22 protein-coding genes, 1 tRNA gene and 1 riboswitch are annotated in these 25,883 nt (G+C 66.5%); of the genes, 7 read left to right on the top strand and 16 right to left on the bottom strand.

The window, feature by feature from the left end; genetic code table 11:
• Nucleotides 1-85 precede the first annotated feature (85 nt).
• Nucleotides 86-1,312, bottom strand: a complete 1,227-nt coding sequence (locus tag ACOYJQ_RS18430; RefSeq protein WP_433460524.1) for a YbfB/YjiJ family MFS transporter — start codon at nt 1,310-1,312, stop codon at nt 86-88.
• Nucleotides 1,299-2,198, bottom strand: coding sequence for a LysR substrate-binding domain-containing protein (locus ACOYJQ_RS18425; protein WP_433460523.1), 900 nt, complete (start codon nt 2,196-2,198; stop codon nt 1,299-1,301). The genes ACOYJQ_RS18430 and ACOYJQ_RS18425 overlap by 14 nt, the downstream gene beginning before the upstream one ends.
• 226 nt (nt 2,199-2,424) lie before the next feature.
• Here ACOYJQ_RS18425 and ACOYJQ_RS18420 point away from each other — a divergent pair, with 226 nt between their 5' ends.
• Nucleotides 2,425-3,561, top strand: coding sequence for an NAD(P)H-dependent flavin oxidoreductase (locus ACOYJQ_RS18420; RefSeq protein WP_433460522.1), 1,137 nt, complete (start codon nt 2,425-2,427; stop codon nt 3,559-3,561).
• A gap of 225 nt (nt 3,562-3,786) precedes the next feature.
• On the opposite strand, the gene ACOYJQ_RS18415 is transcribed toward ACOYJQ_RS18420, so the two are convergent.
• The 4 genes from ACOYJQ_RS18415 to ACOYJQ_RS18400 all read right to left on the bottom strand — a co-directional run bounded on the left by ACOYJQ_RS18415 (nt 3,787) and on the right by ACOYJQ_RS18400 (nt 6,758).
• A tRNA-Gly gene (locus tag ACOYJQ_RS18415) sits at nt 3,787-3,861 on the bottom strand.
• A 176-nt stretch (nt 3,862-4,037) separates the two neighbouring features.
• Nucleotides 4,038-4,244, bottom strand: coding sequence for a hypothetical protein (locus tag ACOYJQ_RS18410; protein WP_433460521.1), 207 nt, complete (start codon nt 4,242-4,244; stop codon nt 4,038-4,040).
• 548 nt (nt 4,245-4,792) lie between these two features.
• Nucleotides 4,793-5,464 (bottom strand): response regulator transcription factor, encoded by a 672-nt coding sequence (locus ACOYJQ_RS18405; protein WP_433460537.1) that lies wholly within the window; start codon nt 5,462-5,464, stop codon nt 4,793-4,795.
• Nucleotides 5,465-5,903: 439 nt separating this feature from the next.
• Nucleotides 5,904-6,758, bottom strand: a complete 855-nt coding sequence (locus tag ACOYJQ_RS18400) for a phosphodiester glycosidase family protein (protein WP_433460520.1) — start codon at nt 6,756-6,758, stop codon at nt 5,904-5,906.
• A gap of 528 nt (nt 6,759-7,286) precedes the next feature.
• Here ACOYJQ_RS18400 and ACOYJQ_RS18395 point away from each other — a divergent pair.
• Genes ACOYJQ_RS18395 through ACOYJQ_RS18380 form a run of 4 tightly spaced genes read left to right on the top strand, consistent with a single transcriptional unit; the run spans nt 7,287 to nt 13,566 of the window.
• Nucleotides 7,287-10,205 (top strand): ribonucleoside-diphosphate reductase subunit alpha, encoded by a 2,919-nt coding sequence (locus ACOYJQ_RS18395; RefSeq protein WP_433460518.1) that lies wholly within the window; start codon nt 7,287-7,289, stop codon nt 10,203-10,205.
• Between the two features lie 31 nt (nt 10,206-10,236).
• A complete protein-coding gene (locus tag ACOYJQ_RS18390; protein ID WP_433460517.1) occupies nt 10,237-11,379 on the top strand; it encodes a ribonucleotide-diphosphate reductase subunit beta in 1,143 nt (380 codons plus the stop codon).
• A 7-nt stretch (nt 11,380-11,386) separates the two neighbouring features.
• Entirely contained in the window at nt 11,387-12,778 is a 1,392-nt protein-coding gene (pabB, locus tag ACOYJQ_RS18385; protein WP_433460515.1) for an aminodeoxychorismate synthase component I, read from the top strand.
• On the top strand, nt 12,775-13,566 hold the full coding sequence (locus tag ACOYJQ_RS18380; protein ID WP_433460514.1) for an aminotransferase class IV: 792 nt from the start codon (nt 12,775-12,777) through the stop codon (nt 13,564-13,566). The genes pabB and ACOYJQ_RS18380 overlap by 4 nt, the downstream gene beginning before the upstream one ends.
• On the opposite strand, the gene metE is transcribed toward ACOYJQ_RS18380, so the two are convergent.
• The 5 genes from metE to ACOYJQ_RS18355 all read right to left on the bottom strand — a co-directional run bounded on the left by metE (nt 13,567) and on the right by ACOYJQ_RS18355 (nt 19,139).
• Entirely contained in the window at nt 13,567-15,939 is a 2,373-nt protein-coding gene (metE, locus tag ACOYJQ_RS18375; RefSeq protein ID WP_433460513.1) for a 5-methyltetrahydropteroyltriglutamate--homocysteine S-methyltransferase, read from the bottom strand.
• Between the two features lie 101 nt (nt 15,940-16,040).
• Nucleotides 16,041-16,285, bottom strand: a riboswitch (cobalamin riboswitch).
• A 53-nt stretch (nt 16,286-16,338) separates the two neighbouring features.
• Nucleotides 16,339-16,740: an arsenate reductase ArsC gene (locus tag ACOYJQ_RS18370; RefSeq protein ID WP_433460536.1), complete on the bottom strand. Its 402-nt coding sequence runs from the start codon at nt 16,738-16,740 to the stop codon at nt 16,339-16,341.
• A 49-nt stretch (nt 16,741-16,789) separates the two neighbouring features.
• Complete coding sequence (locus tag ACOYJQ_RS18365; protein ID WP_433460512.1) at nt 16,790-17,278, bottom strand: UPF0262 family protein; 489 nt, start codon at nt 17,276-17,278, stop codon at nt 16,790-16,792.
• 84 nt (nt 17,279-17,362) lie between these two features.
• Nucleotides 17,363-18,655 (bottom strand): histidinol dehydrogenase, encoded by a 1,293-nt coding sequence (gene hisD, locus ACOYJQ_RS18360; protein ID WP_433460510.1) that lies wholly within the window; start codon nt 18,653-18,655, stop codon nt 17,363-17,365.
• Nucleotides 18,639-19,139, bottom strand: a complete 501-nt coding sequence (locus ACOYJQ_RS18355; protein WP_433460509.1) for a DUF2948 family protein — start codon at nt 19,137-19,139, stop codon at nt 18,639-18,641. Before ACOYJQ_RS18355 ends, hisD begins: the two co-directional genes overlap by 17 nt.
• A gap of 411 nt (nt 19,140-19,550) precedes the next feature.
• Between ACOYJQ_RS18355 and ACOYJQ_RS18350 the strand changes: the two genes are divergently transcribed.
• On the top strand, nt 19,551-19,913 hold the full coding sequence (locus tag ACOYJQ_RS18350) for a hypothetical protein (RefSeq protein WP_433460508.1): 363 nt from the start codon (nt 19,551-19,553) through the stop codon (nt 19,911-19,913).
• 58 nt (nt 19,914-19,971) lie between these two features.
• On the opposite strand, the gene ACOYJQ_RS18345 is transcribed toward ACOYJQ_RS18350, so the two are convergent.
• Nucleotides 19,972-20,496 (bottom strand): DUF721 domain-containing protein, encoded by a 525-nt coding sequence (locus tag ACOYJQ_RS18345; RefSeq protein WP_433460507.1) that lies wholly within the window; start codon nt 20,494-20,496, stop codon nt 19,972-19,974.
• 175 nt (nt 20,497-20,671) lie between these two features.
• On the opposite strand from ACOYJQ_RS18345, the gene mutY reads away from it, so the two are divergent.
• The gene (gene mutY, locus ACOYJQ_RS18340) at nt 20,672-21,739 is read left to right on the top strand and encodes an A/G-specific adenine glycosylase (RefSeq protein ID WP_433460505.1); all 1,068 of its coding nucleotides are present in this window, start codon (nt 20,672-20,674) and stop codon (nt 21,737-21,739) included.
• Here mutY and ACOYJQ_RS18335 read toward each other — a convergent pair.
• The 4 genes from ACOYJQ_RS18335 to ispH all read right to left on the bottom strand — a co-directional run bounded on the left by ACOYJQ_RS18335 (nt 21,721) and on the right by ispH (nt 25,634).
• A complete protein-coding gene (locus ACOYJQ_RS18335; protein WP_433460503.1) occupies nt 21,721-22,896 on the bottom strand; it encodes a site-specific DNA-methyltransferase in 1,176 nt (391 codons plus the stop codon). The two genes, mutY and ACOYJQ_RS18335, sit on opposite strands and share 19 nt — an antisense overlap.
• 322 nt (nt 22,897-23,218) lie before the next feature.
• Nucleotides 23,219-23,659 carry a ribonuclease HI gene (gene rnhA, locus ACOYJQ_RS18330; RefSeq protein ID WP_433460501.1) on the bottom strand — a complete coding sequence of 147 codons (441 nt, stop codon included), beginning with the start codon at nt 23,657-23,659 and terminating at the stop codon, nt 23,219-23,221.
• On the bottom strand, nt 23,656-24,621 hold the full coding sequence (locus ACOYJQ_RS18325; protein WP_433460500.1) for a homoserine kinase: 966 nt from the start codon (nt 24,619-24,621) through the stop codon (nt 23,656-23,658). The genes rnhA and ACOYJQ_RS18325 overlap by 4 nt, the downstream gene beginning before the upstream one ends.
• Before the next feature lie 14 nt (nt 24,622-24,635).
• A complete protein-coding gene (gene ispH / locus ACOYJQ_RS18320; RefSeq protein WP_433460499.1) occupies nt 24,636-25,634 on the bottom strand; it encodes a 4-hydroxy-3-methylbut-2-enyl diphosphate reductase in 999 nt (332 codons plus the stop codon).
• Between the last annotated feature and the right edge of the window lie 249 nt (nt 25,635-25,883).

Below are 25,883 nucleotides of genomic sequence, written 5' to 3'. Positions count from 1 at the left end.
AGCTTTACCGGCGCGCGCCCCCCGAAAAGCGGGCCGTCCGTTCGTCGTCCATATGGACCATTGAAGGCACCTGATGAAGCGGGTTTCATTCTCCGTTCGGCAGGCTTCTTTCCGAACCTGTAGCACCGCCGGCTACGGGCTTCCTTTCCGTCCAGCGAACGAGGCGGCGCGCGGGGTAAGCCGGAACGCACAGGAGAGCCCCCAGCGCGAGAGCTGCCGCCGCGAGGAGGAGCGAGTGGTCGAACGACCGCATCCGAGCATACAGAAAGCTTGCCACCAGCGGCCCCGCGATCTGACCGACGCCGTAGGATGCCGTCATGATGGCGACCATGTTGAAGCGCACTTTCGCCGCGACCCTGCGCGCCGCCGGCATGGCGATGGTGACGGTGCCCATGAAGGTGCCGCCGACCAGCACGGCGCTCGCGATGTAGGCGGCGGGCGCATGCGTCACGGGAAGAGCGACGCCGATGGCCTGAAGCAGGAGATTGGCCATGAGGCTGCGCCCGGTCCCCCATCGCACATGCAGCGCATGCCAGAGAAAGCAGGACGGCACGGCGCCGAGACCGAACACCGCCCAGACATGCACGGGATCGACCGCGCCGAGCGCCGTGCGGACGAGCAGCGGCAGATAGGTCGCGGTGATGATGTAGCCGAAACCGGCAAGGCCGTAGACGAGGATGAGCCGGGTTGCCCCGAACGGGACAAGAGCGCCGTCATCGGCCGGGCGCGCCGATTCCGGCGCCGCCGGCTTCAATCGGTCCGCGCGGGCCTGCATGACGACCGTGACTGCGGCGAGCACGAGAGCGGAGGCCCCGAGCAGCAGCCAGATCGGACCGCTCGACAGCGCCGCGGCATGCCCGGCGGCGATGATCTCGGCGGACAGCAGGATGCCGGCGCCGACACCGGCGAACAGCGCCGGGGCCCCGTGATGGTGCCCGCGATCATGGATCAGCCAGTGCGAGGCGGCGACCATGGCGACCGCGCTGAATACCCCGGCGAAGCCGCGGATCGTGACGATCAGCCATTCGGGTAGCGGCACACCGAGCAGCGTCAGCGAGACGGCCGTTGCGATGACGGAAAACGCGCAGAGATTGCGGCTCGACATGCCGCCCGAAAGCCCCCCCGCGAGGAGCGCACCGATCAGATAGCCGGCATAATTGGCCGAGGCCGCATAGGAGCCGCCTTCGACCGAGATCCGGTTGTCGACAATCATCAGGGGATAAAGGCCGGTGAAGGCGAAGCGGCCGAAGCCCATGCCGATCATCAGCACCAGTGCGGCGGCGATGGCCGCGAAACGTTCACTCCGGGACATCGCCGCCCTCCCTGATGTCCGAAAATGCCCGGAGCGTGTCCCGAAACGCGGTGAAGGCCGGCGTCCTGAAGCCCGGCCGGCTGGCGAGACAGGTATCGACCGTCATCAGCGGCTTGATCGTGAACCGGCCGGCGTCCGGCACGAGATCGAGGACGCCGCGCGGCATGATCGAGAAACAGGCCCCCGCCGCGACGCAGGCGACCATGGCGTGATAGGACCTGACCTCCTGAAACCGGAGCTGCGCGGGCTTGGCGCCCCCTCCCCTCGCCCATGCCTCGGCCAGCATGCGGTAGGTGCAACCGGATGCGAAGGCCGCCAGAGCGCGCGGCCTGATCTCCGCCGAAGACTGCACCTGCGGATGTCCGGGCGGCAGCAGGAGGACGAGTTCCTCCCGGAACAGCGGCACGTTGTCCGCTTCGTCGGGAGCGAGCCACCATTCACCGGAGGGCGTGGCGATCAGAGCGCAGTCGATCCGATGCGCGAACAGCGCCTCGACGAGTTGGCGGGTCGGCGCCGTCGAAAGATCGATCGTTACCTGCGGCCATCGGGCGTTGAATTGCGCCAGCGGCGCGGGCAGCCGGGTGGCGGCGGTCGCTTCCATCGAGCCGATGCGCAATGCGCCGGCAGGCCCCGCCGGGTTGACGACCTGCCGCGCCTCTTCCGCAAGATTCAGGATGCGCTCGGCATAGTCCAGATAGGCCGCGCCCTCGGCGGTGAGCACCATGCGTTTCGTGTCCCGCTGAAACAACGGCACGCCGATCTCCGTCTCGAGTTGCTGCACGCGGGTGGTGACGTTCGAGGGCACCCGCCCGAGAAGCTCGGCCGCGCGGGTGATGCTCTGCTCCCTGGCCACGGTGCGGAACACGGCGAGCGATGCCAGATCCACGGAATTTTCTCCATTGCAGAATTTATCGATTCATGTATTCTTTCTTAAAGAATAAAAGTCAATGCCTGTTCCGAATGGAGAATCTCCCGTGCCGACGGCCCTTCACCGCAAACCATCGCGCCGATGAAAGCGGCCCGGCCGGGGCAGGCGAGTGTCCGGCCGACCGCATCCATGACGCGTTCTTCGGCCCCGCTGACGACAAGCCGGCCGCATCAGGGAGAACGAAATGATCACGATACTCGGAGTCGACCTGCCCATCGTTCAGGCGCCGATGGCCGGCGTTTCCACGCCGGCGCTGGCCGCCGCCGTCTCGAATGCCGGCGGACTGGGTTCGCTCGGCATCGGCGCCAGCACGGCCGCGCAGGCTCGGCAGGCCATCGCGGAGACCCGCGCGCTCACCGACAAGCCCTTCAACGTCAATGTCTTCTGCCATGAACCCGCGCGCCGCGAGGAAAAGCGCGAGGCCGGCTGGCTGAAACATCTTGCCCCCCTCTTCTCGGAATTCGGCGTAGATGCGCCAACGGGGCTCGACGAGATTTACAAGACCTTTCTCACGGACGAGGAAGCTTTTCGCATGCTGCTCGACGAGCGGCCGGCGATTGTCAGCTTCCACTTCGGCCTTCCCGCGCCGGACAAGATCGCGGCATTCCGCGAAGCGGGCATCAGGATGCTGGCGACTGCGACCAATCCGGTCGAAGCCGGAGCGATCGAGGCGGCGGGAATCGATGGGATCGTGGCGCAGGGAATCGAGGCCGGCGGTCATCGCGGCATGTTCGACCCCGACGCAGTGGACGAGAAGCTCAGCGCCTCCGTCCTGGTGCGCCTGCTGGTGACGAAGACGAGCTTGCCGGTGATCGCGGCGGGGGGGATCATGGACGGCGCGGGCATCCGCGCGGCGCTCGATCTCGGAGCCGTCGCCGCGCAGCTCGGCACGGCTTTCGTCCTGTGCCCGGAATCGGCGGCGAATGCAGGCTACCGGGAGAATCTGAAGAGCAAGCGCGCCGACGTGACGCGGTTGACGCCGGTTCTGTCAGGGCGTCCGGCGCGGGGCATCGTCAATCGCTTCATCACCTATTGCGAAGCGGCGGGAAGCCCCGCGCCGGCGGCCTATCCGGTCGCCTACGACGCCGCCAAACAACTCAATGCGGCGGCGGCCAAACAAGGCAACAACGAATTCGCGGCGCAATGGGCGGGACAGGGCGCGGCGCTGGCGCGAGAGCTTCCCGCCGCGCGGCTCGTCGAAACGCTCGTCATGGAATTGCAAGCGGCAGGCGGAAGCACGCAGCCCTTTGTCCGGGCAGATAAAGCGTTTTCAAGCGAAGCGGATACCGCTTTGCGTGAAGAAAACGCGTTGAATCAATAAGATAGAGAAGTTCGGCGTTTCGCCGAAATGCTTCAGCGTGCATGGTCAAGGCTGAACCGAACCGATCGGCGAAGGCTGCCACGCGAGACTTGCCGATCCCCGCAACGAGCGTCTTCCGGGACTCTATGCGGCGAAAGCCCCGAAACGGCGTCATCCGTTCCGCTCGGGTTCGCTTCCCGGCGCGGCCGCCTTATGGCGCAAGGTGTTGTGAACGCTATTGAAAACTGGAGCGGGCGATGGGAATCGAACCCACGACATACAGCTTGGGAAGCTGTCGTTCTACCACTGAACTACGCCCGCAGCCTGCACTACGGCAGAACGTTCTGATAGCGCTTTTCAACGTGCCCGCCAAGCAAAATCATGACGAAGAATGCCTCATCCGGCATGCGATACGCTGAACGAACACGGGGCAGCCTGGGCCGCCCCGCGTTCAGCAAAAAATGCCGCGCCGAAAATCTCCGGCGGATGCACCGCCCTTACGCCGCGCGGGCGGCAACCCGCTGCGCCGTGAAGTGGCCGCACCAGTCTTCAGCCGTCACAACCGGCCAGAGCGACTTGGATTCAACGCCGGACTGCGGCGCAGGCGGATTGAAGCGGCAAACGCCGGCCTCGGCAGCCGCAGCGGTCTGCTTCGTGTTGTCGTCGAAAAATACGCAGCTCGTGCAGGAAGTCGTCGTCGTCATGGTCGTTCTCCTCAATTTACCCAGCGTGTGACAATCCGTGCCACCCGGAACAGGATGCGGGCGCCAGCTCCATCGCCCTTTCTAAAATGATTATAAATTAGAACCGATCAAAAAAACAAGCCGCGTTTCCACTTTTTTCATGCGAAATAGCGGGAGTGTCACGATGCGACGGCCGCCAACTGAGAGGCCCGTGGCTCGCGATCCTTCGGGTAATTCTCCAGTGATCTGCGCGGTATGCCGGACGGGCGTGACAGTTCGCTCCCGCTGCCGACGATGGCAGTGCATCCGCAGCACATCCTTCCGCTCCCGCCGGCATCTGGAGCGCTTTCCGATCAAGTGAAGTCATTCAATCGATCAGAATTGGCTCAAAATCAAAAAGTGAAAGGATTTTGCGTTTCAGCGAAACGCGGAGGGCCTCCAATCGGCAATCCGCAGTCGAAAAACAAAAATGGCGCGCTCACCGATCGCACCGGACCGGCAAACGCGCCATCTCGTCATTCATTTCAAGAAGACCGCCGGTCCCTGCCGCCCGTGCGGAACGCCGAACCTCAGCCGACGTAAGTGTAACCCAGATACCTTTTCGCCTCGATCGGATCATAGCCGAGACGCATGCGCAATTTCTTGCGCAGCTTGCTCATATGCCCCTCGACGACGTTCTCTTCGACATTCTCGTTGAATATGCCGTAGATCGCGTTGAATATCTGGGCCTTGCTGACGCGCCTGCCGCGATTTCTCACCAGATACTCAAGGATGTGGCGCTCGCGGCGCGGCAGAACGAACTTTTCGCCGTCAATCTCGGGATCCCGGCCGTCGAAGAACACCTGGATGCCCTTGCGGCTCGGCACGGCCTCGGCGTTGCTGTTGATGCGCCGCCAGATGGCATCCACGCGCGCCAGGATCTCCCGCACGTGCACCGGCTTGCGAACCACATCGTCGATGCCGCTCGTGAACAACTGCAAGGTCTGCTCAAGCGAACGGGTCTCGTTCAGCGCGATAATGGGAGCACGACAATGCGTGCGGATCATGTCGGCACATGACATGCGGCCATCGAAATCGCCGAGCAGGAACCCCTGAACGCACCCCAGATCGGGACCGGAAGCCGCCGTCAGCCACTCCCGAAAGTCTCCTGCATTGAAACCCAGCGACGGCAGCCCTTCCCGGTCAAACCCCGCAACGTAGCCATCCGTCACGATCTGCCGCTGATCGACAACAACATACATTACAGCCATCCAAATCGAAATCAAACTCACCATAGTCTACTTCAGCGGTGAATGGCAATATCATGCAAACACACAAAGCATATGACAGAGATCAACATCGATATTACTTCAATAATACAATTATTCATTGAAATTTATACATGATTTTTGATTTCAAAAACAAGAATAAATCCCTATCCAGCCCTGATTATGACGACGACCTGGCGCTGTATAGGAGTAGTTTTTTTCTATAATTAAGTAATAAATGCCACGCTTCAGGTGACGGCACGCCGTTCCCGCGCGGAAAGGGACCGACAAGTATATCGATGCCCTCCGTCATTTCCGGCTGGCGCATAAATCCCCCGTTCCGGCGTGCTTCACCGCCGGTCGCACGCGCTATCACGTTCGCACCTGCAATATGTAGAAGCACACGCCACGCCTTGCGCGCCGTTCAAACACCTTAAAACTTGGCGGAGGCGGAGTTCCGCTCCTCGACGCTTATTATCGGGCCGATTTTTCTGCTCAGAAAACCGCCGATTTCCGGCGACAGGCTCGTCCCCGCCGCGCCGTCGACGGACAGGCGCGACACGCTGCCATCCAGATAAAGCGCATCGGGACAGCGCAAGACATCCCGAAACAGCTCCGCGAACCGGCCGAAGCTGATTCCCTGCCGCGAGATGGCCAGCACCACGACGCCATCCCGCCGCACGCCGACGCCGTTGCGGATCTTTCGCGAATCGCCGTCCGCCTTGAAGCGCGGATGAAGGCGCCCGGCTGTCACGAGAAGCGGGCCGGACTGCGTGGCGATCTCCGCCCGGATGCGGCGATGCAGGAACGCCTGCGTCTCGGCCACGCCCGCGCCGCCGCGGTGAATGAAGAAGATGCCGTTCGGCTTCATATAAAAATTGCCGCCGCCCTTGCGGGTATTGACCGGGTGCTGCGTCTGCCCCGCCTTCACGAACAGCCCCGCCGGCGACAGATCCTCTTCATACATGCCCGCGTTCATGCTGACGACGATCCGCCGCCCCTGCCCCGCCAGCGCGCGCTCGAGCGCGCCCAGCGAGCCATAGGGCCGCCCGTCCGCGTCACGCCAGTGCAGATCGATACGGTAGCGCCGCAGGTCGATCTCGCAAACGGTATGCGCCACACCGGCGAAGGACAGATCCCGGCACGGAGACCGCTCAAGCGCCGCCGCGCCATGCGCACCGGCCGGAGCCGCCGCCACCGCGAGCAATGCCGCCAGAAAGACGCGCACGACGCCCCCGCGCGCAACCGCGCCGGCCCGTCTGTTTTCCCGGCAACTCCCGTAATTCACAGCCCCGCCTCCCCTTCGCGCGCCGGCGCAGACTTACCGGCGCAGACTCGCGGGCGCGGACGTGATATCCGGTTGGATCCGTTATCCGCCCGGACACACCCGCGCGCCGCCGCGCCATGATACCGCATTCGCCCGCCGCCATCGCGCCTTTCCGCCGATGAGGCCGCCGTGGATAACATCGTGGACAGCCCCACAAGCTATTGACCAACACAGGCGACACTGACACTATATATAGTGTCAGTGAGGGAGCGCGACATGCATCTGAAGATCACGCGCATCCCGGCGGCTGCCCTTTGGCGCGGCGTGCGTATGGAAAGTCGGCGGCAGCGATCGCCGGCTCGTTGTGCCGTGACGGCGCCGTTGGCGCCGACGCGAATCCGTGTAAGGCGTCCAAACGACAAGGTTTCCTGATGCGGTAACGGGTTCCGCCCGATCGCAGCCGCCGGAAAGACCGGCAGGCGCGCGGGCTTCCGGCCGTCATCAGCTTTTATAAAAGACGATTCGAAAGCTTTGAGCAGGAACAGGCCGATGTCTCTGTCACCCGATAGCCCCTCCCGGAAGACTTTTCCGGCCACCTCGTCAGCCGGCGCCGCCCAGGCCGCGCCTGCGGGCGCCGCCGGCGCCCTGGCGTTCTCCGTCATCCGCCGCAACGGCGCGCTGTCGCCGTTCAACGCGTCCAAGATTTCCGTCGCCGTCACCAAGGCGTTTCTGGCGGTGGAAGGCAATCAGGCGGCTGCCTCGCGGCGCGTGCACGAAATCGTGGAGGAACTGACGGAGCAGGTCGTCACCGCCCTCACGCGGCGCGTCGACGGCGAGCGCGCCCTCCATATAGAAGACATTCAGGATCAGGTGGAACTGGCGCTGATGCGCGGCGGCCATCACAAGGTCGCGCGCGCCTACGTGCTCTATCGCGAGGAACGGGCGAAGGAACGGGCCGAGAAAGCGCGGCGCGAGGGCACGCCCGTCGTCACGCTCAACGTGCGCGCCAGCGACGGCAGCCTGTCGCCGCTCGATGCGGCGCGGCTTGCGCGCGTCATCACCGACGCCTGCGCCGGGCTCGACGGCACCTCGGCCGACACCGTGCTCACCGAAACCCGGCGCAATCTCTATGACGGCATCTCGTCGGAAGAGCTGTCGCTGGCGCAGATCATGGCCGCGCGCACGCTGGTCGAGACCGAGCCGAACTATGCCTATGTCTCCGCGCGCCTGCTGCTCGACAAGTTGCGCCGCGAGGCGCTCACCTATGTGCTCGGCAACGCGCGCGAGGCGTCGGAGGCCGCGACCGGCGACCACTACGCCGCCTATTTCCCCGGCTTCATCGCCAAGGGAATCGCGGCCGAACTGATCGACCCGGAACTCGGGCGATTCGACCTGACAAAGATCGCGGCGGCGCTGAAACCCGAGCGCGACCGGCAGTTCCAGTTCCTCGGCCTGCAAACGCTTTACGACCGCTATTTCCTGCATGACCACGGCACGCGATTCGAGCTGCCGCAGGCGTTCTTCATGCGCGTCGCCATGGGGCTGGCGCTGCGCGAGATCGACCGCGAGGAAAAGGCGATCGAATTCTACGACCTGCTGTCGTCGTTCGATTTCATGGCCTCCACGCCGACGCTGTTCAACGCCGGCACGCTGCGGCCGCAACTGTCGTCGTGCTTCCTCACCACGGTGTCGGACGATCTCGAAGGCATCTTCAAGGCCATCAAGGACAACGCGCTGCTGGCCAAATATTCCGGCGGCCTCGGCAACGACTGGACGCGGGTGCGCGGCCTCGGCGCCCACATCAAGGGCACCAACGGCCAGTCGCAGGGCGTGGTGCCGTTCCTCAAGGTGGCGAACGACACGGCCATCGCCGTCAACCAGGGCGGCAAGCGCAAGGGCGCGGTCTGCGCCTATCTGGAAACGTGGCACGTCGACATCGAGGAATTCCTCGACCTGCGCAAGAACACCGGCGACGACCGCCGCCGCACGCACGACATGAACACGTCGAACTGGATTCCCGACCTGTTCATGGAGCGCGTCGCGGCCGACAGCCACTGGACGCTGTTCTCGCCCGACGAGACGCCCGAGCTGCACGACCTTTACGGCCCCGCCTTCAGGACGGCCTACGAAGCCTACGAGGAAAAGGCGCAGCGCGGCGAGATCGCCGTGTTCCGCAAGGTGCGCGCGCTCGACCTGTGGCGCAGGATGCTCACCATGCTGTTCGAGACCGGGCATCCGTGGATGACGTTCAAGGATCCGTGCAACCTGCGCTCGCCGCAGCAGCACGCGGGCGTGGTGCATTCGTCCAATCTCTGCACCGAGATCACGCTGAACACCTCGGCGACGGAAGTGGCCGTGTGCAACCTCGGCTCGATCAACCTCGTCAACCACATCACGGAAAACGGCCTCGATCACGCGCATCTGGCGCGCACCGCCCGCGTGGCGATGCGCATGCTCGACAACGTGATCGACATCAATTTCTACACCATCCCGGAGGCGCGCCATTCCAACCTGCGCCACCGCCCGGTGGGCCTCGGCCTGATGGGTTTTCAGGATGCGTTGCAGATGTTGCGCATTCCCTACGAGAGCGAGGCGGCGGTGCGGTTCGCCGACGAGAGCATGGAGGCGATCAGCTTCCACGCCATCAAGGCGTCGTCCGATCTTGCCATCGAGCGCGGGCGCTATGCCTCCTTCGAGGGCTCGCTGTGGTCGCAGGGCATCCTGCCGATCGATTCGATCGCGCTTCTCGATGAGGCCCGCGGCGGCACGCTCGACATGGACCGCTCCTCGACGCTCGATTGGGAGGGGCTGCGCGCGCAGGTGATTCGCGCCGGCATCCGCAACTCCAACACGATGGCCATCGCGCCCACCGCCACCATCTCCAACATCTGCGGCGTGGCGCAGTCCATCGAGCCCGCGTACCAGAACCTTTACGTGAAATCGAACATGTCGGGCGATTTCACCGTGGTGAACGCTCTTCTCGTGCGCGACCTCAAGGAACGCGGCCTGTGGGACGAGGTGATGGTGTCCGACCTCAAGTATTTCGACGGCTCGCTCGGCCAGATCGACCGCGTGCCGGACGACCTCAAGGCGCTCTATGCGACCGCCTTCGAGATCGATTCGGCCTGGCTGATCGAGGCCGCCTCGCGCCGCCAGAAGTGGATCGACCAGGCGCAGTCGCTCAACCTCTACATCGCCAATCCGTCCGGCAAGAAGCTCGACGAGCTTTATCGCCTCGCGTGGCGCAAGGGTCTCAAGACGACCTACTACCTGCGTTCCACCTCCGCGACCCATGTCGAGAAATCGACCCTGAAGGGCACCGACGGCAAGCTGAACGCGGTTTCGGTCACGCCTGCCGCGGCGGCGCAGACCGTCGCGCCCGCCCGCGCCGACGATATCCGGCTCGACGGCGTTGCGCCCGCCAGGGCGTGCCTGCTCGACGACCCGGAATGCGAAGCCTGCCAGTAACCGCCGGTAAAAACCAAGAAGGAAGAAAAACATGCTCGACTGGTCGGAACCCGCCACTCCCCGCAAGGCCGCCGGCCTTGCGCCCACGCTCGATGCGGCCGATCTTGACGCGACTGGACTTGACGCGACTGGACTTGGCGCCATCGACCGCAACGCGGCCCGCGTCACGGTCGACGACAAGGCGATGATCAATTGCCGCGCCGACGTGAACCAGCTCCTGCCGCTCAAATATCATTGGGCCTGGGAGAAATACCTGGCCGCCTGCAACAACCACTGGATGCCGACCGAGGTTTCCATGCAGGCGGATATCGCCCTGTGGAAGTCGCCCAACGGCCTCACGCCGGACGAGCGCCACGCGATCAAGCGCAATCTCGGCTTCTTCGCGGCCTCCGAGAGCCTTGTCGCCAACAACATCGTGCTGGCGATCTACCGCCACCTGACCAACCCCGAATGCCGGCAATACCTGCTGCGGCAGGCATTCGAGGAGGCGGTGCACACGCATACCTTCCAGTACATCGTGGAGAGCCTCGGCCTTGACGAGGGCGAGCTGTTCAACATGTACCGCGAGGTGCCCTCCATCACCGACAAGGCGGCGTGGGCGCTTTCCTACACGCAGCATCTCGACGATCCCGCCTTCACCACCGGCACGCCGGACAAGGATCAGGCGTTCCTGCGCGATCTCGTGGCGTTCTATGTCGTGTTCGAGGGCATGTGGTTCTACACCGGCTTTGCGCAGATCCTGTCGCTGGGGCGGCGCAACAAGATGGTCGGCATCGCGGAGCAGTATCAGTACATCCTGCGCGACGAATCGATCCATCTGAACTTCGGCATCGACGTGATCAACCAGATCAAGGCCGAGAATCCGCACCTGTGGACCGACGCCTTCCGGAAGGAAGTGCGCACCATGCTGGCGGAAGCCGCCGAGCTGGAAGCCGCCTACGGGCGCGAAACCATGCCGCGCGGCTTTCTGGGGCTCAACGCGGGCCTGTGCGAGCAGTACATGCATTTCATCGCCAACCGCCGCTGCGCCCAGCTCGGTCTTGCGCCGGTGTTCGCGCCGGCCGAAAACCCGTTCCCGTGGATGTCGGAGGCGATGGATCTCAAGAAGGAGAAGAACTTCTTCGAGACGCGCGTCATCGAGTATCAGAACGGCGGCGCGCTGAGCTGGGATTGATCCGGCCTTGCGCATCACGCCCCTCCCCTACGGCGAACCGCCGGCCGCGTTCCTTCCATTCGCCGGCGATCCCGTGGCCGCGCTGCTCGACAGCGCGGCCGTCGGCGATGTGCGCAGCCGGTTTTCGTTCATCGCCTGCGAGCCGTTCGCCGTCATCGTCGCGGACGAACGCGGCGTCGCCATCGACGGCCAGCCGGTGGCCGGCGATCCGTTCGCGGCGTTGCAGCGGGCGCTGTCGCCATGGCGAGGGTTCGAATCCTTCCCCGGCATGCCTTTCTGCGGCGGGGCGATCGGCTATCTCGCCTACGAGACGGGCCGCCACGCCGACCGCTTCCCGCCTCTGCCCGACGATCCGCATGCCGTGCCGGAAATGGTGATCGGGCTTTACGACTGCGCCATCGTTTTCGATCACCGCGCGCGCGCGTCTTTTCTGGTCAGCACCGGCCTGCCGGAGACGGACGCGGCGCGGCGAGCGGAGCGCGCGGCGGCTCGCGAGGCGCATATCCTCGCCCGCCTCGCATCCGCGGAGGCGCCCGCGCCGGTCGACTGGTCGGTCCGCGGCGCATGGCGGGAAGACCGGTCGCGCGCCGATGCCGAGGCCGCCGTCGCGCGGGTGGTGGATTATATCCGCGCCGGCGATGTCTTTCAGGCGAACCTCACCCGGCGCGCGCTGGCGGCCTTGCCCGCCGGCCTCGACGATTTCACGCTCTACCGGCGGCTGCGGGCGCTCAGCCCCGCGCCCTTCTCCGCCTTTCTGCGCTGCGGCGCGGATGTGAGCGTGCTTTCCGCCTCGCCGGAGCGGTTTCTTGCACTCGACGGCGACGGCCATGTCGAGACCCGGCCCATCAAGGGCACGATGCGGCGCGACGCCGATCCCGCCCGCGACGCCGCGCTCGCCGCGATGCTGGCCGCCAGCGCCAAGGACCGGGCGGAAAACCTGATGATCGTGGATCTGATGCGCAACGATCTCGGGCGCATCTGCGCGCAGGGCAGCGTCGCCGTGTCCTCGCTGATGGAAGTCGAGACCTTCGCCTCCGTGCATCATCTCGTTTCCGCCGTCACCGGGCGGCTCAAGTCCGGCCTCGACGCCGTTGACCTGCTGCGCGCCTGCTTTCCCGGCGGCTCGATCACCGGCGCGCCGAAAATCCGCGCGATGGAGATCATCGCGGAGCTGGAGGGACACCGGCGCGGCGTGTGCTTCGGCTCCGTCGTCCGCATCGGCTTCGACGGCACGATGGACAGTTCCATCGCCATCCGCACGCTGGTGCGCAGCCGCGACACGCTGATCGCGCAGGCGGGCGGCGGCATCGTCGCCGATTCGGTTCCCGCCGACGAATACGACGAAGCCTCGCTGAAGATGCGGCCGCTCCTGCGGGCGCTGACCGGAGACGCGCCATGATCTGCTGGCTTGACGGATCGCTGATCGACGGCGCGCAAAAGGCGCTGGCCCTGGACGACAGGGGATTTCTGCTCGGCGACGGGCTCTATGAGACGATCCGCATCGCGCAGGGGCGCGTGCAGCAGGCCGGGCGCCACCTCGCGCGCCTCGCGCACGGCGCATCGGTGATCGGGCTTCCCATGCCGACGGCGGATATCGCCGCCGCCATGGCCGCCGTCATCGCCGCCAATGCGCTTCAGGCCGGCTCCCTGCGTCTCACCCTCACGCGCGGTTCAGGCCCGCGCGGGCTGCTGCCGCCGCAAGCACCCTCCCCCACGCTGCTGATCGCGGCCTTTCCCGCCGCGCCGCCCGCCGCGCCCGCGCGCGTCATCATGGCGACACGCACGCGCCGCAACGAGCACTCGCCGCTCGCCGGCATCAAGAGCCTCAATTGTCTCGACGGCATCATCGCCCGCCTCGAAGCGCGCGATCTCAACGCCGACGACGCCCTGCTGCCGAACACGGCGGGGCGAATCGCGGAGGCGACCGCCGCCAACGTCTTCGCGCTGATCGGCGGCGAGTGGCTCACGCCGCCGGTGACGGAAGGCGCGCTGCCCGGCATCACCCGCGCGCGCATCCTTGAAGCGGGAGGGCGAGAGGCGCCCCTCACCCTCCACGATCTCATGCCGGCGGATGAAATCGCCCTCACCAGCAGCCTCGGCATCCGCCCGGTCCGGGAGCTGGCGGGAAAAAACCTGCCCGCGCCCGGACCGGAAACCGCGAAACTCATCGCGGCGTTGTTCGCCTGATCATTCCGCTTCCTTCTGGCGCAGGATGCGCGCCGCCGCCACCATGTTGACGAGCGCCGGGCGCGCTTCCTCCCATTTGCGGGTCTTCAGGCCGCAATCGGGATTGACCCAGATCTGATCGTCGGCAAGGCGCTCGCGGGCCTTCTCCAGCAGTTCCACCATCTCCGCGACGGACGGCACGCGCGGCGAATGGATGTCGTACACCCCCGGCCCGATCTCGTTCGGATAGCGATAGGTGGTGAAGGCGTCGAGCAGCTCCATCTTCGAGCGCGAGGTCTCGATGGAGATCACGTCGGCATCCATCGCGCCGATGGCGTCGATGATGTCGTTGAACTCCGAGTAGCACATGTGCGTGTGGATCTGCGTCTCGTCGCGCACGCCGGACGACGCGAGGCGGAAACTCTCCACCGCCCAATCCAGATAATGCGCCCAGTCGGCCTTGCGCAGCGGCAGCCCCTCGCGGATCGCCGGCTCGTCGATCTGGATGACGCGGATGCCGGCGGCCTCCAGGTCGTTCACCTCGTCGCGCAGCGCCAGCGCGATCTGGCGGCAGACATCGGCGCGCGGCAGGTCGTCACGCACGAAGGACCATTGCAGCATGGTGATGGGGCCGGTCAGCATGCCCTTCACGGGCCTGTCGGTGAGCGACTGGGCATAGGCGCTCCATTCCACCGACATGGGCCTGGGGCGCGAGACGTCGCCGAAGATGATCGGCGGGCGCACGCAGCGCGAGCCGTAGCTTTGCACCCAGCCGGCCCTGGTGAAGGCATAGCCGTCCAGCAGCTCGCCGAAATACTGCACCATGTCGTTGCGCTCGAACTCGCCGTGCACCGGCACGTCGAGGCCGATCTCGTCCTGCCAGCGAATCGCCTTCGCCGTCTCGTCGCGCAGGAACGCGTCGTAACCCGCGTCGTCCAGCTCGCCGCGCGCGTGGGCGGCGCGGGCCTTGCGCACTTCCGCCGTCTGCGGGAAGGAGCCGATGGTCGTCGTGGGGAAGAGCGGCAGGCCGAGCGCCGCATGCTGCGCCTCGCGCCGTTGGGAGAACGGGTGCGCGCGCCGCGCATCCTCGGGCCGCACGGCCGCAAGGCGCGCCGCCACCGCCGCGCTGTGGATGCGGGGAGACGCCGCCCGCGCCGCCACCGCCGCGTCGGAGGCCGCAAGCTCCTCCTTCACCGCCTCGCGCCCGCGTGACAGCGCGCGGCCGAGAATCGACAGTTCGTCGAGCTTCTGGGCGGCGAAGGCCAGCCAGCTCTTCAGTTCGGCGTCGAGCCCCGTTTCCGCGTCGAGGTCGTAGGGAACGTGCAGCAGCGAACAGGAGGGCGAGACGATCAGGTGATCGGTGCCGCGCTTCGCCGCGACGGGCTCGATGCGGTCGAGGATCGCCGACAGGTCGGCGCGCCACACGTTGCGGCCGTCGATGACGCCGAGCGACAGGGCAAGGCCGGCGGGCGCCCGCCTGACAACATCGTCGAGCTGTTCGGGCGCGCGGGCGAGATCGAGATGCAGCGCCGCCACCGGCAGCGCCAGCGCGGTGGCGAGGTTGTCGCCGAGCGCGCCGAAGTAGCTCGTGAGCTGGATCTTGAGGCCGGGCACGGCGCGGGCGAACATGTCATAGGCCGAGGCGATGGCCTGACGCGTGGCGTCGCCGATGTCGAGCGACAGCACCGGCTCGTCGATCTGCACCCAGTCGGCGCCGTGGGCGGCGAGGCGGCGCAGGATCTCCGTATAGACCGGCAACAGGCCCGGCAGCAGCGACAGCGGATCGACATCCCCGTCGCGGCTCTTGCCGAGCGACAGGAACGTCACCGGCCCGACCAGCACGGGGCGGGTGTGGTAGCCGAGCGCCTTGGCCTCGCGGAACTCGTCGACGATCTTGGTCGAGGCGAGCGAGAATTCCTGACCGCGCGAGAACTCCGGCACCAGATAGTGGTAGTTCGTATCGAACCACTTGGTCATTTCGAGCGCCGGCAGCCCTTCGGCCACTCCCGCCGCATCGCCGGCGCATCCGCACGCCTCGCCCTCGCCGTGTCCTTGGCTGTGGCCTTGGCCCTGCGTGCCCCGCGCCAGCGCGAAATAGGTGTCGAGCGATACCTCGCCGCCCTTCCAGCCGTAAAGCGCCGGAATCGCGCCGACCGTCACCGCGGTGTCGAGCACCTGATCGTAGAAGGAGAAATCGTTCGACGCGATATGCGTGACGCCGGCGCGGCGCTGCCACGCCCAGTTGTCGGCGCGCAAGCCCGCCGCCACCGCGGACAGATCGTCCGATCCGGTCTTGCCGGACCAGTAGCTTTCGAGAGCGGTTTTCAGTTCGCGGCGCGGGCCGATGCGCGGCAGGCCCAGAGCGGCGACAATCACATCTGATGAAGAAGACATTCGGCTATAACCCCATGACTTGACTGGGGGCAAAAGACCGAGCGGACGCGCGCGGGGAGCATGCGCCCCCGCGATCAGCGACCACCGGGAACCCCGCCCGAGGACGATTATGCGCCGTGGCAGGTCTCCTGGCTCGCGGGTCAGCGCGCCCCTCCGGCCTTCCCGGAGCCTGCCTTTTCCGGGCCGCTCCAGTGACACGAATTGGACGGGCGCTCGCCGCCGACAGTTGCGGGGTGCAGCTCCGGCATCGAACCGCGACCGCCTGCGCGACCGCCGTCCTGAACCGGATTCCCTCTTCGCTTCGCCGCCTGAAACGGGGCGAAGAACCACGACCCATGCACTATGGCAGATCGGCGGCAATGGTCAAGTATGTATATAAAGATATGTTTATATCGTTGTTCAGGCCGAAGGACTGAACCGCTCCATGATGCGTTGCTTCAGGCCGTCGCGCACCGAGCGATAGGCGTCGAGCCGCTGGTCGCGCGATCCCTGCGTGGCGGTGGGATCGAAGGTCGGCCAATATTCCACCTCGACGGCCATGGTGCGGGTGAGTTCCATCGCCCGGTGGTGCGCCTCGGGCGAGAGCGTGACGATGAGATCGAAGCCGGTATCTTCCAGCTCCTCCAGCGATCGGGGCGTATGGCCGGCGAGATCGATGCCGATCTCCTCCATGACGGCGACGGTGAAGGGATCGATGACGTCCGGGCGCACGCCGGCGGATTCGACATAGAGGGAGCGGCCGAAATAGTGGCGGGCGATGCCTTCGGCCATCGGCGAGCGCACGGCGTTGAGCGCGCACATGAACAGAACGGACTGGATGCGGCGCCCCGCCGCCGCGCCCAAGGCCACGTCAGCCCTTCCAGTGCAGGGCGAACAGCAGCGTGAACAGCCGGCGGGCCGTGTCGAAATCGACATCGAGCTTGCCGGCCAGCCGTTCGCGCAGCAGCTCGGACGCCTCGTCGTGCATGCCGCGCCGGCCCATGTCGATGGCCTCGATCTGCGAGGGCGTGGCGGTGCGGATGGCGGCGTAATAGCTTTCGCAGATCAGTTCGTAATCCTTGATCACGCGGCGGAAAGGCGTCAGCGACAGGAAATGCGCGACGACATGCGTGCCGTCCTCCTCGCGCACCTCAAGCAGCAGTTTGCGGTCGACAAGCGCGATGCGCAGCGCGTAAGGCCCGCCGGCATGGCCGGCGACGGTGAAATGGTTCTCTTCGAGAATATCCCATATCGCGACCGCGCGCTCGTGTTCCTGATCGGGATTGCCCCGCCCCAGCGAGGCCTCGTCCAGCGCCACGGACACGAGACGGTGGCGCTTGTCGTCATCAGCGCTTGTCACGGCACGACCTTTCGGTTCGACTTGACCTTCCGGCAAAAAGAAGGATTCCGGCTTCCGGGCTCATCATTTCGCCCCGCGCCGCTGTCAAAGATTGAGACGGATGCTGACGGAACGGGCGTGCGCGTCGAGGCCCTCGGCCTCGCCCAGCGCGATCGCCGCCGGTCCGACATGGCGCAGGGCCTCCGCCGTGCAATGCAGGATGGAGGTGCGCTTGAGAAAATCCGGCACGCCGAGACCCGAGGCGAAACGCGCCGAACGCGCCGTCGGCAAGACATGGTTGGGGCCGCCGACATAATCGCCCACCGCTTCCGGCGTATATTGCCCGATGAAGATCGCCCCCGCGTTGCGCACCGCCCCCGCCAGCGCCTCCGCGTCGCCTGCTGCGATTTCCAGATGCTCAGGGGCGATGCGGTCGACGAGCGGCACGGCATCCGCCAAGGTGGGCACCAGCACGATCGCGCCGAAATCCTCCCAGCTCCGCCGCGCGATGTCGGCGCGCGGCAGGGTGGCGAGTTGCCCCTCGACCGCGACCGCGACCGCATCCGCCAACGCGGCGCTGTCGGTGACGAGGATGGATTGCGCCGCCGTGTCGTGCTCCGCCTGCGCCAGCAGGTCCGCCGCCAGCCACTCGGGATTGGCGTCGCCGTCCGCCAGGATCAGCACTTCCGACGGGCCGGCGATCATGTCGATGCCGACACGGCCGAACACGCGCCGCTTCGCCGCCGCGACATAGGCGTTGCCCGGCCCCACGATCTTGGCGACCGGCGCGATCGTCCGCGTGCCGTAGGCCAGCGCCGCGACGGCCTGCGCGCCGCCGATGCGGTAGAGTTCGTGGACGCCCGCCATGCGCGCCGCCGCCAGTACCAGCGGATTGACCGCGCCGCCGGGCGTCGGCACCGCCATCACGATGCGCGGCACGCCCGCCACCTGCGCCGGCACGGCGTTCATCAGCACGGAGGACGGATAGCTCGCCGTGCCGCCGGGCACATAGAGGCCCACCGATTCGATGGCCGTCCAGCGCCAGCCCGCCGTCACGCCGGCCGCGTCCGTGAAGCGCTCGTCGGCCGGTTTCTGCCGCTGGTGATAGGCCGCGATGCGCACATGTGCCAATTCCAGCGCCGCCAGCGCCTGCGGCGGCGCGGCCGCCAGCGCGGCGTCGATCTCGGCATCGGTGATGCGCAGGCCATCGGCATCGAGAGTGAGCGAATCGAAGCGGGCGGTGTAATCGATCACGGCCGCGTCGCCGCGCGCGGCCACGTCGGCGATGATGTCCCGGACGGCGGCGTCGACATCTTCCGCGACCTCGCGCTTGGCCGCGAGAAGCGCACGGAAAGCAGCCTCGAAACCCTCGTCGCGCGCGTCAAGTCTTACCGGCATCCGATCCTCCGTCACCGCCATCGTCCGGCCGATGCACGGGGCGGTTTTCCACCTCCCACATCGGGCCGAGATCCTTCATCTGCGCTTCTATGCATTCCACTTCAAGCCGAATGGCGGCCCCGCCGGAAAACTCCAGGATGACGGCCCCGGACGGCTTGTCGCCTTCCAGAAAATAAACCGCCAGCAGGTTGAGCGGCAAACCCGACTCCGCCTTTTCCAGATAGCGGTGGCGCACGGCGCGCACCTGCTCGAAATGCAGCGCCGTCAGACGCCGCCGGGGCGCCTCGCCCGGCGCGCGCTGCCAGTCGAAACGATGCAGCGCCAGCACGAAACGGCGCTCGCGGGGCAGATAATGCAAATCTTCGTGCCGGACGGATGCATCCTGAAGATGCGCGGAAATCACGTCGAGATCGCTTTCATCCAGCGCCAGCAGCCTCAGCAGCCGATCGCCTTCCGCCTCTCCGGCCGTATGGTTCTCGCTCATCGCCCCGTTTCCAAGCCCGCTCGTTTCCAAGCCCGCCCTGCTTGAGCCCGCCCGCTCGCCAGGCTCTTACCCTTACGGTTTATTGGTTAAAACGGCCGCAAGCAAGGACGCAAGCGGCGCGAGAACCGATGTCGCAACCGGCGGCGCGGCGCCGGCGGGAAACCGGTCGCCGGCAGCGTAAACCGCGTCCAAGGAGGGCTTCGCCCCGGAAACGTCACAATGCAAGCGGAACTTTTCAAGTGAAAGTGGTATGTGACTCGGTGAGTCGGATGGGGTTCAGCGATGTTTCATCGAATCGCCGCCATGTCCCCGCCGTCGCATGCACCGCATATTCGGGCCGACAAGATATGATCGGCCTGTCACGCCACGCTCCGGGCTACAGGCCAGAGGGGGGATACATTGAACTATTGCTTGGCATCGATCAGTTTCGCGATCGCGGCGGCGTTCCTGTTGGTCGCGAGCCCCGCCGGAGCGCAATATTACGGCAACGGCCCGCCGCCGCCCGGTTGGGACAGGCGCGGCCCGCCGCCGCCTCCGCCGCCGCCGGGCTGGGGCCAGCCTCCTCCTCCCGGCTGGGGCCAGCGCCCGCCGCCGCCGCCGCCGGGCTGGGGTCAACGTCCGCCTCCGCCGGGCTGGGGGCAGCGTCCTCCGCCGCCTCGCGGCGGCGTCTGCGTCACGTCGCGCGGCGCCTGTCCTGCCGGCCCGCTGCGCAGCGGCACGCCCTGCAACTGCGACATCCCCGGCTTCGGCAACAAGCGCGGCGTCGTGCAATAAGCCGATGACGCCGCGGCCGCAGCATGGCGACAGCCCCGATCCGCTCTTCGGATCGGGGTCAGCCGCCGAAGCGGTTGTTGTAAGCGAGCACCGCCTTGCCGAAATTTTCGAGAGCAGCCCGCAAGGGATCGTCGGCGATGTTCGCCACCGCCTCCCGCACCAGCGTTTCCTGCGCCGGATCGAGCGGCTGCTCGGGCGGCGCGCCGGCCCGCCCTTGAATCGCCTCCCGGCGAATCGGGCCTTGCCGCAGCGCAAGCTGGCCGATGCAACGCCAGCCGAAATGCGTGTTTACCCGCTCCACCACCACCGGCGCCATGTGCTGCAATTCAAGCGCGAAGGCGCCGGTGACGCGCACGACGAGCGTGCCGGGCTGGCGAGAGGCTTCTGACGCCGCATGTTTTCCCTTGCTCCGGCGCGGCCAGAGCACTTGCAGGGGCTCCGTATGGCGCGCGAGCCTGTCGCCGACGATTTCCGGCCACGCGAAGATCACATCGGATGCGGCAAATCCCTGCGCCGCCAGCACCGGCTCGATGCAACGGTCCACCAGTTCGGCAAGCGGCTTCAGCCTTGCGGGGTATTTCACGTTCCGAAACCCGCCCGTTTTCGGGGAAAAGTTGGTGCGGAGCGAATTCTTGTCGATTAAACGATTCCATCTAATCGGAAAGCGCTCCCGCCCCCTGTCCCGTGCCGGAACGGGGAGCTACAGGTGAGATATGGTAGATGGTTGCGGTGCGAATTCCAATGATTCCCGACATCCGATGACGATCGAGACCGACGACCGCCCGATGGCCGATGCCGCCGCCCTGCTCGCCTGGTACGACCGCCACCGGCGGGTGTTGCCGTGGCGGGCGCGGCCCGGCGAGACAGCCGATCCCTATCGGGTGTGGCTGTCCGAAATCATGCTCCAGCAAACCACCGTGCAGACGGTGAAAGGCTATTTCGAGCGCTTTCTGGCGCGCTTCCCCACCGTCGAGACGCTGGCGGCGGCGCCCGTCGAGGCCGTGATGCAGGCGTGGGCGGGGCTTGGCTACTACTCGCGCGCGCGCAATCTGCACGCCTGCGCGAAGGTGGTGGCGTCCCGACATGGCGGACGTTTCCCGGACGACGAATCCGCGCTGCTCGCCCTGCCCGGCATCGGCGCCTACACGGCGGGCGCGGTCGCGGCCATCGCCTTCGACCGGCCGGCCGTCGCCGTGGACGGCAATGTCGAGCGCGTGCTGTCGCGGCTCATGGCGCTTGAGGAGCCGCTGCCGCGCGCCAAGCCGGCGATCCGCGCGCTGGCGCTGGCGCTGATGCCGTCCGCCCGGCCCGGCGATTTCGCCCAGGCGCTGATGGATCTCGGCGCGACCATCTGCACGCCGAAAAAGCCGGCCTGCGCGCTCTGCCCATGGTCGCCGCCCTGCCGCGCGCGGGCGGCGGGCACGCAGGAGACCTTTCCGCGCAAGGAGGCGAAGAAGACAGGCAGTCTCAGGATGGGCGCGGCCTTCGTCGCCGTGCGGGCGGACGGCCACGTGCTGCTGCGCGACAGGCCGCCGCGCGGGCTGCTCGGCGGCATGGCGGAAGTGCCCGGCAGCGCGTGGTCGGCGGCGTTCGACGCCGACACGGCGCTTGCCGCCGCGCCGTTCGACGCCCGCTGGCGGCGGCTGCCGGGCAACGTGCGCCACGTCTTCACGCATTTTCCGCTGGAATTGACGGTTTTTCGCGCCGACGTGCCGACGCGCACGCAGGTCCCCGAGGGCGGGCGCTGGCGGGCGCTGTCCGACCTCGCCGGAGAGGCGCTGCCGACCGTGATGCGCAAGGTGCTGGCTCACGCCGCCATCGAATGACGCGCCCGATAGTCGCCGCGCAGCGAATCGATGCAGACGAGCCCGCCGTCGCGCACGACATGCCAGAACGTCCAGCCGTTGCAGGAAGGGTGGCCCTGCACCAGCGCGCCGATCTTGTGGATGGAGCCCACGGCCGGGCCGGCAAGCAGCGTGCCGTCCGCGCGCACCGTGGCCCGATGCCGCTCCTGCGCGTCGACGAGCGTCTCGCCGGGCTGGATGAGGCCGGATTCCACCAGCGACAGGAAGGGGATGCGCGGTTCGGTGCGTTTCGACGGCGCGGCGGCCGTAGCCTTGGGATCGAGCGGCTCCACCGCGTCGATGCGCGCGCGCGCCGCATCCGCATAGGCGGAATCGCGCTCCAGGCCGATGAAGCGCCGGCCGAGCCGCTTCGCTACCGCCCCCGTGGTGCCGGTGCCGAAGAAGGGATCGAGCACCACGTCGCCGGGGTTCGTCGTGGCGACGAGCGCGCGGGCGATCAGCGCCTCGGGCTTCTGGGTGGGATGAACCTTGCGCCCCGCCGCATCCTTCAGCCGCTCCTCGCCCGTGCACAGCGGCAGGAACCAGTCGGAACGCATCTGCGTGTCTTCGTTGCCCGCCTTCAGCGCCTCGTAATGAAAGGTGTAGTTGCGGGCGTCCGCCCCGCGCGCCGCCCAGATCAGCGTCTCGTGCGCGTTGGTGAAGCGCCGGCCGCGGAAATTCGGCATCGGGTTGGCCTTGCGCCAGACGATGTCGTTCAGGATCCAGAAGCCGAGATCCTGCACCGCCGTGCCGACACGAAAGATGTTGTGATAGGAGCCGATCACGAACAGCGTCGCCGTCTTCTTCATCACCCGCCGGCATTCCTTGAGCCAGGCGCGCGTGAAGGCATCATATTCGGCGAAGCTCGCGAAGCGGTCCCAATCGTCGTCGACGGCATCGACGAGCGAATTGTCCGGCCGCGTCAGCGCGCCCTCGAGCTGGAGGTTGTAGGGCGGATCGGCAAAGATCAGATCGACGCTTTCCGACGGCAAACGCCGCAGGGCTTCGACACAATCGCCGAGCACGATCTCATCGAGGGGGAGCGGGGGCTCCATCCGAGCCGCCGACGTCTGCCTTCCGGTACGCGACACCCTGATCCGGGGCAGAACGCCAGCGACATCGGTACGCGGAATACTCATGACGCCTACCGTTTACGCGACTGACAGGGCGACTATGAGCGGCGAGGGTAAAGATGAGGTTGAAACCGCCATGCGGGAGAAACGCAAGATGCGGCAACACATGTCCCAATTTCGGACACAATTGCCGGGCAGCCGTAAAAACGACTCGTACACAAGGGTTTCGCGGCGCTATCAATCGGTTAACCATGAATGCAGAAATATCGCGGCCGGCTTCGACACCCGCGGCGTTTTTCAGGCGAAGTGGATACCGCTTCGCGTGGAGAAAACCCGCCAACTCAAAAAGGCGGATCACTTCTGCGTTTCAATGAAATGCGGCAGCACGCTATGCCTTGAACGGCGCCATGCCGGCGCGGGCCAGCGCGTCGACGCGCTCGTTCTCTGGATGGCCGTTGTGGCCGCGCACCCAATGCCACGTCACATCGTGATGGCCGGCCGCCTCGTCGAGCCTGCGCCACAGGTCGTCGTTCTTCACCGGCTTGCGGTCGGCGGTTTTCCAGCCGCGCTGCTTCCAGTTCGCCAGCCACGACGTGATGCCCTGACGGACATATTGCGAATCCGTGTGCAGATCCACGACGCAGGGACGCTTCAGCGCCTCCAGCGCCATGATCGCCGCCGTCAGTTCCATGCGGTTGTTGGTGGTGTGCGCCTCGCCGCCGGTCAGTTCCTTCTCGGTGCCGCGAAACATCAGCAGCGCCCCCCAGCCGCCGGGGCCGGGATTGCCGGAACACGCGCCGTCCGTGTAGATCGTGATCCGCTCGCTCATCGCACAAGGCCGTAGTCGGCGGCGGACGCGGCGAAGCGGTGGAAACCCAGCTTGCGGTCGTATTCCAGCGGATCGAGCGGCTTCACCAGCGCGCCGGGCGGCACGTTCAGCCAGTCCACGAGCCGCGTCAGCAGGAAGCGCAGGCCCGCCCCGCGCGCCAGTACCGGCAACGCCTCCACCTCCGCCGGCGTCAGCGGTCGCACCTCCTCATAGGCGCGGATCATCGCCTGCCCCTTGGTGATGTTGAACGCGCCATCCGGCTCGAAGCACCACGCATTGAGGCAGATGGCGAGGTCGTAAGCGAAGGCGTCGTTGCAGGCGAAATAGAAATCGATCAGCCCCGACAGCCGTTCACCGAGAAAAAAAACGTTGTTGGGAAACAGGTCGGCATGAATGACGCCTTCCGGCAACCCCTGCGGCCAGGCATCCTCCAGCGCGGCGAGATCGTCGCCGATGCGTTGCGCCAGGCCGGGGCTCACGGCGTCGGCCTGCCGCCGCGCCTGCTCGTAGAGCGGCCGCCAGCCCGCCAGCGACAGCGCGTTGGCGCGCCGGATGCCGAAATCCGCCCCCGCACCATGCAATTGCGCCAGCGCGCGGCCGAGTTCGCCGCAATGGACGACCTCCGGCCGATTGACCGACATGCCGGACAGGAAAGTAACCATCGCCGCCGGCCGGCCGGCGAGGCGCTGCAACGCCCTGCCCTCCCGGTCACGCACGGGGCGCGGGCAGATGATGCCGCGCTCCGCCAGATGATCCATCAGGCCGATGAAGAACGGCAGGTCCGCCTCGTTCACCCGCTTTTCATACAAGGTGAGGATGTAGAATCCGCGATCCGTCTGCAACAGGAAATTGGAGTTCTCGACCCCCTCGGCGATGCCCTTGGCGGACAACAGGGCGCCAATATCGTAGCGGGCGACGAACGCGGACAATTCCGCATCCGAAACATCGGTGTACACAGCCATGCGGAATGCTCTGATCAGGCGGTTTCGCGCTCGCGCAGGTCGCGCGGCAGGGGAAAGAACACGCTTTCGTCGGCGGTCGAGACCGTCTCGACGCGCACGTCGAAGCGCAGGGCGAAGGCGTCGATGATCTCCTCGACGAGAACCTCGGGCGCGGAGGCCCCGGCCGTCAGCCCCAGCCGGCGGATATGGCCGAACAGCGACCAGTCGATATCTTCCGCCCGCAGGACGAGGCGCGAAACGGGACAGCCCTCCCGCTCCGCCACCTCGCGCAGGCGCTGGGAATTGGAGGAATTGGGCGAGCCCACCACGATCATCGCATCCACCTGCGGCGCGACGCGCTTGACCGCCTCCTGCCGGTTGGTGGTGGCGTAGCAGATGTCCTCCTTGTGCGGGCTGACGATCTGAGGAAAGCGCGCCTTCAGCGCCGCGACGATGCCGGCCGTGTCGTCGACGGAAAGCGTCGTCTGCGTCACGTAGGAAAGTTCCTTTTCCGCAGGCGGCACGAGCCGCGCCACATCGTCGATGGTCTCGATCAGCGTGATCGCGCCTGCGGGCAACTGGCCCATGGTGCCGACCACCTCGGGATGCCCCGCATGCCCGACGAGCACGACATGACGGCCGCGCTTGTAGTGCACCTCCGCCTCGCGGTGCACTTTCGTCACCAGCGGGCAGGTGGCGTCGATGGCGAAGAAGCGGCGCTCCGCCGCTTCCTGCGGCACGGATTTCGGTACGCCGTGGGCGGAAAAGATGACCGGCGCCTGCGTTTCGGGAATCTCGTCGAGTTCGTCCACGAAGATCGCGCCCTTGCGGCGCAGGCTCTCGACCACGTACTTGTTATGGACGATCTCGTGGCGCACGTAGACGGGCGGGCCGTAGAGCGCGAGCGCCTTTTCCACGGCGTCGATGGCGCGCACGACACCGGCGCAAAAACCGCGCGGCGCGCAGATCAGGACGTCAAGCGGCGGCTTGTCTGCCGGCGGGCGCAGAATCTGGGAGGCGGAGGCGGCAAGCATCGGTCAACCTTCCGGGAGCGCCCCGCAATCGACCGACGTCGCGCGGCGGGCGATCGTGAAGCATTCCGAAAAAGAGTCATGGATCATCCGCCGATCAGCGGATGATCCTCGAAAGCCGATGTGTGAGGGGATCGGCGACATCTGTCAAGGCCGTTTCGGCCGGCTCATTATTCCCCGATGGAGGGGGGGGGGGGGGGGGGGGGGGGGGGGGCGGGGGCCCCCAGAACCACAGCCCCCCCCGCTCGCCCC

The organism is Pseudochelatococcus sp., assembly GCF_050946405.1.
GTDB lineage: Bacteria > Pseudomonadota > Alphaproteobacteria > Rhizobiales > Beijerinckiaceae > Pseudochelatococcus.
Note: the sequence above shows the minus strand (reverse complement) of the source record. Positions and strands in the feature narration are given on the sequence as shown.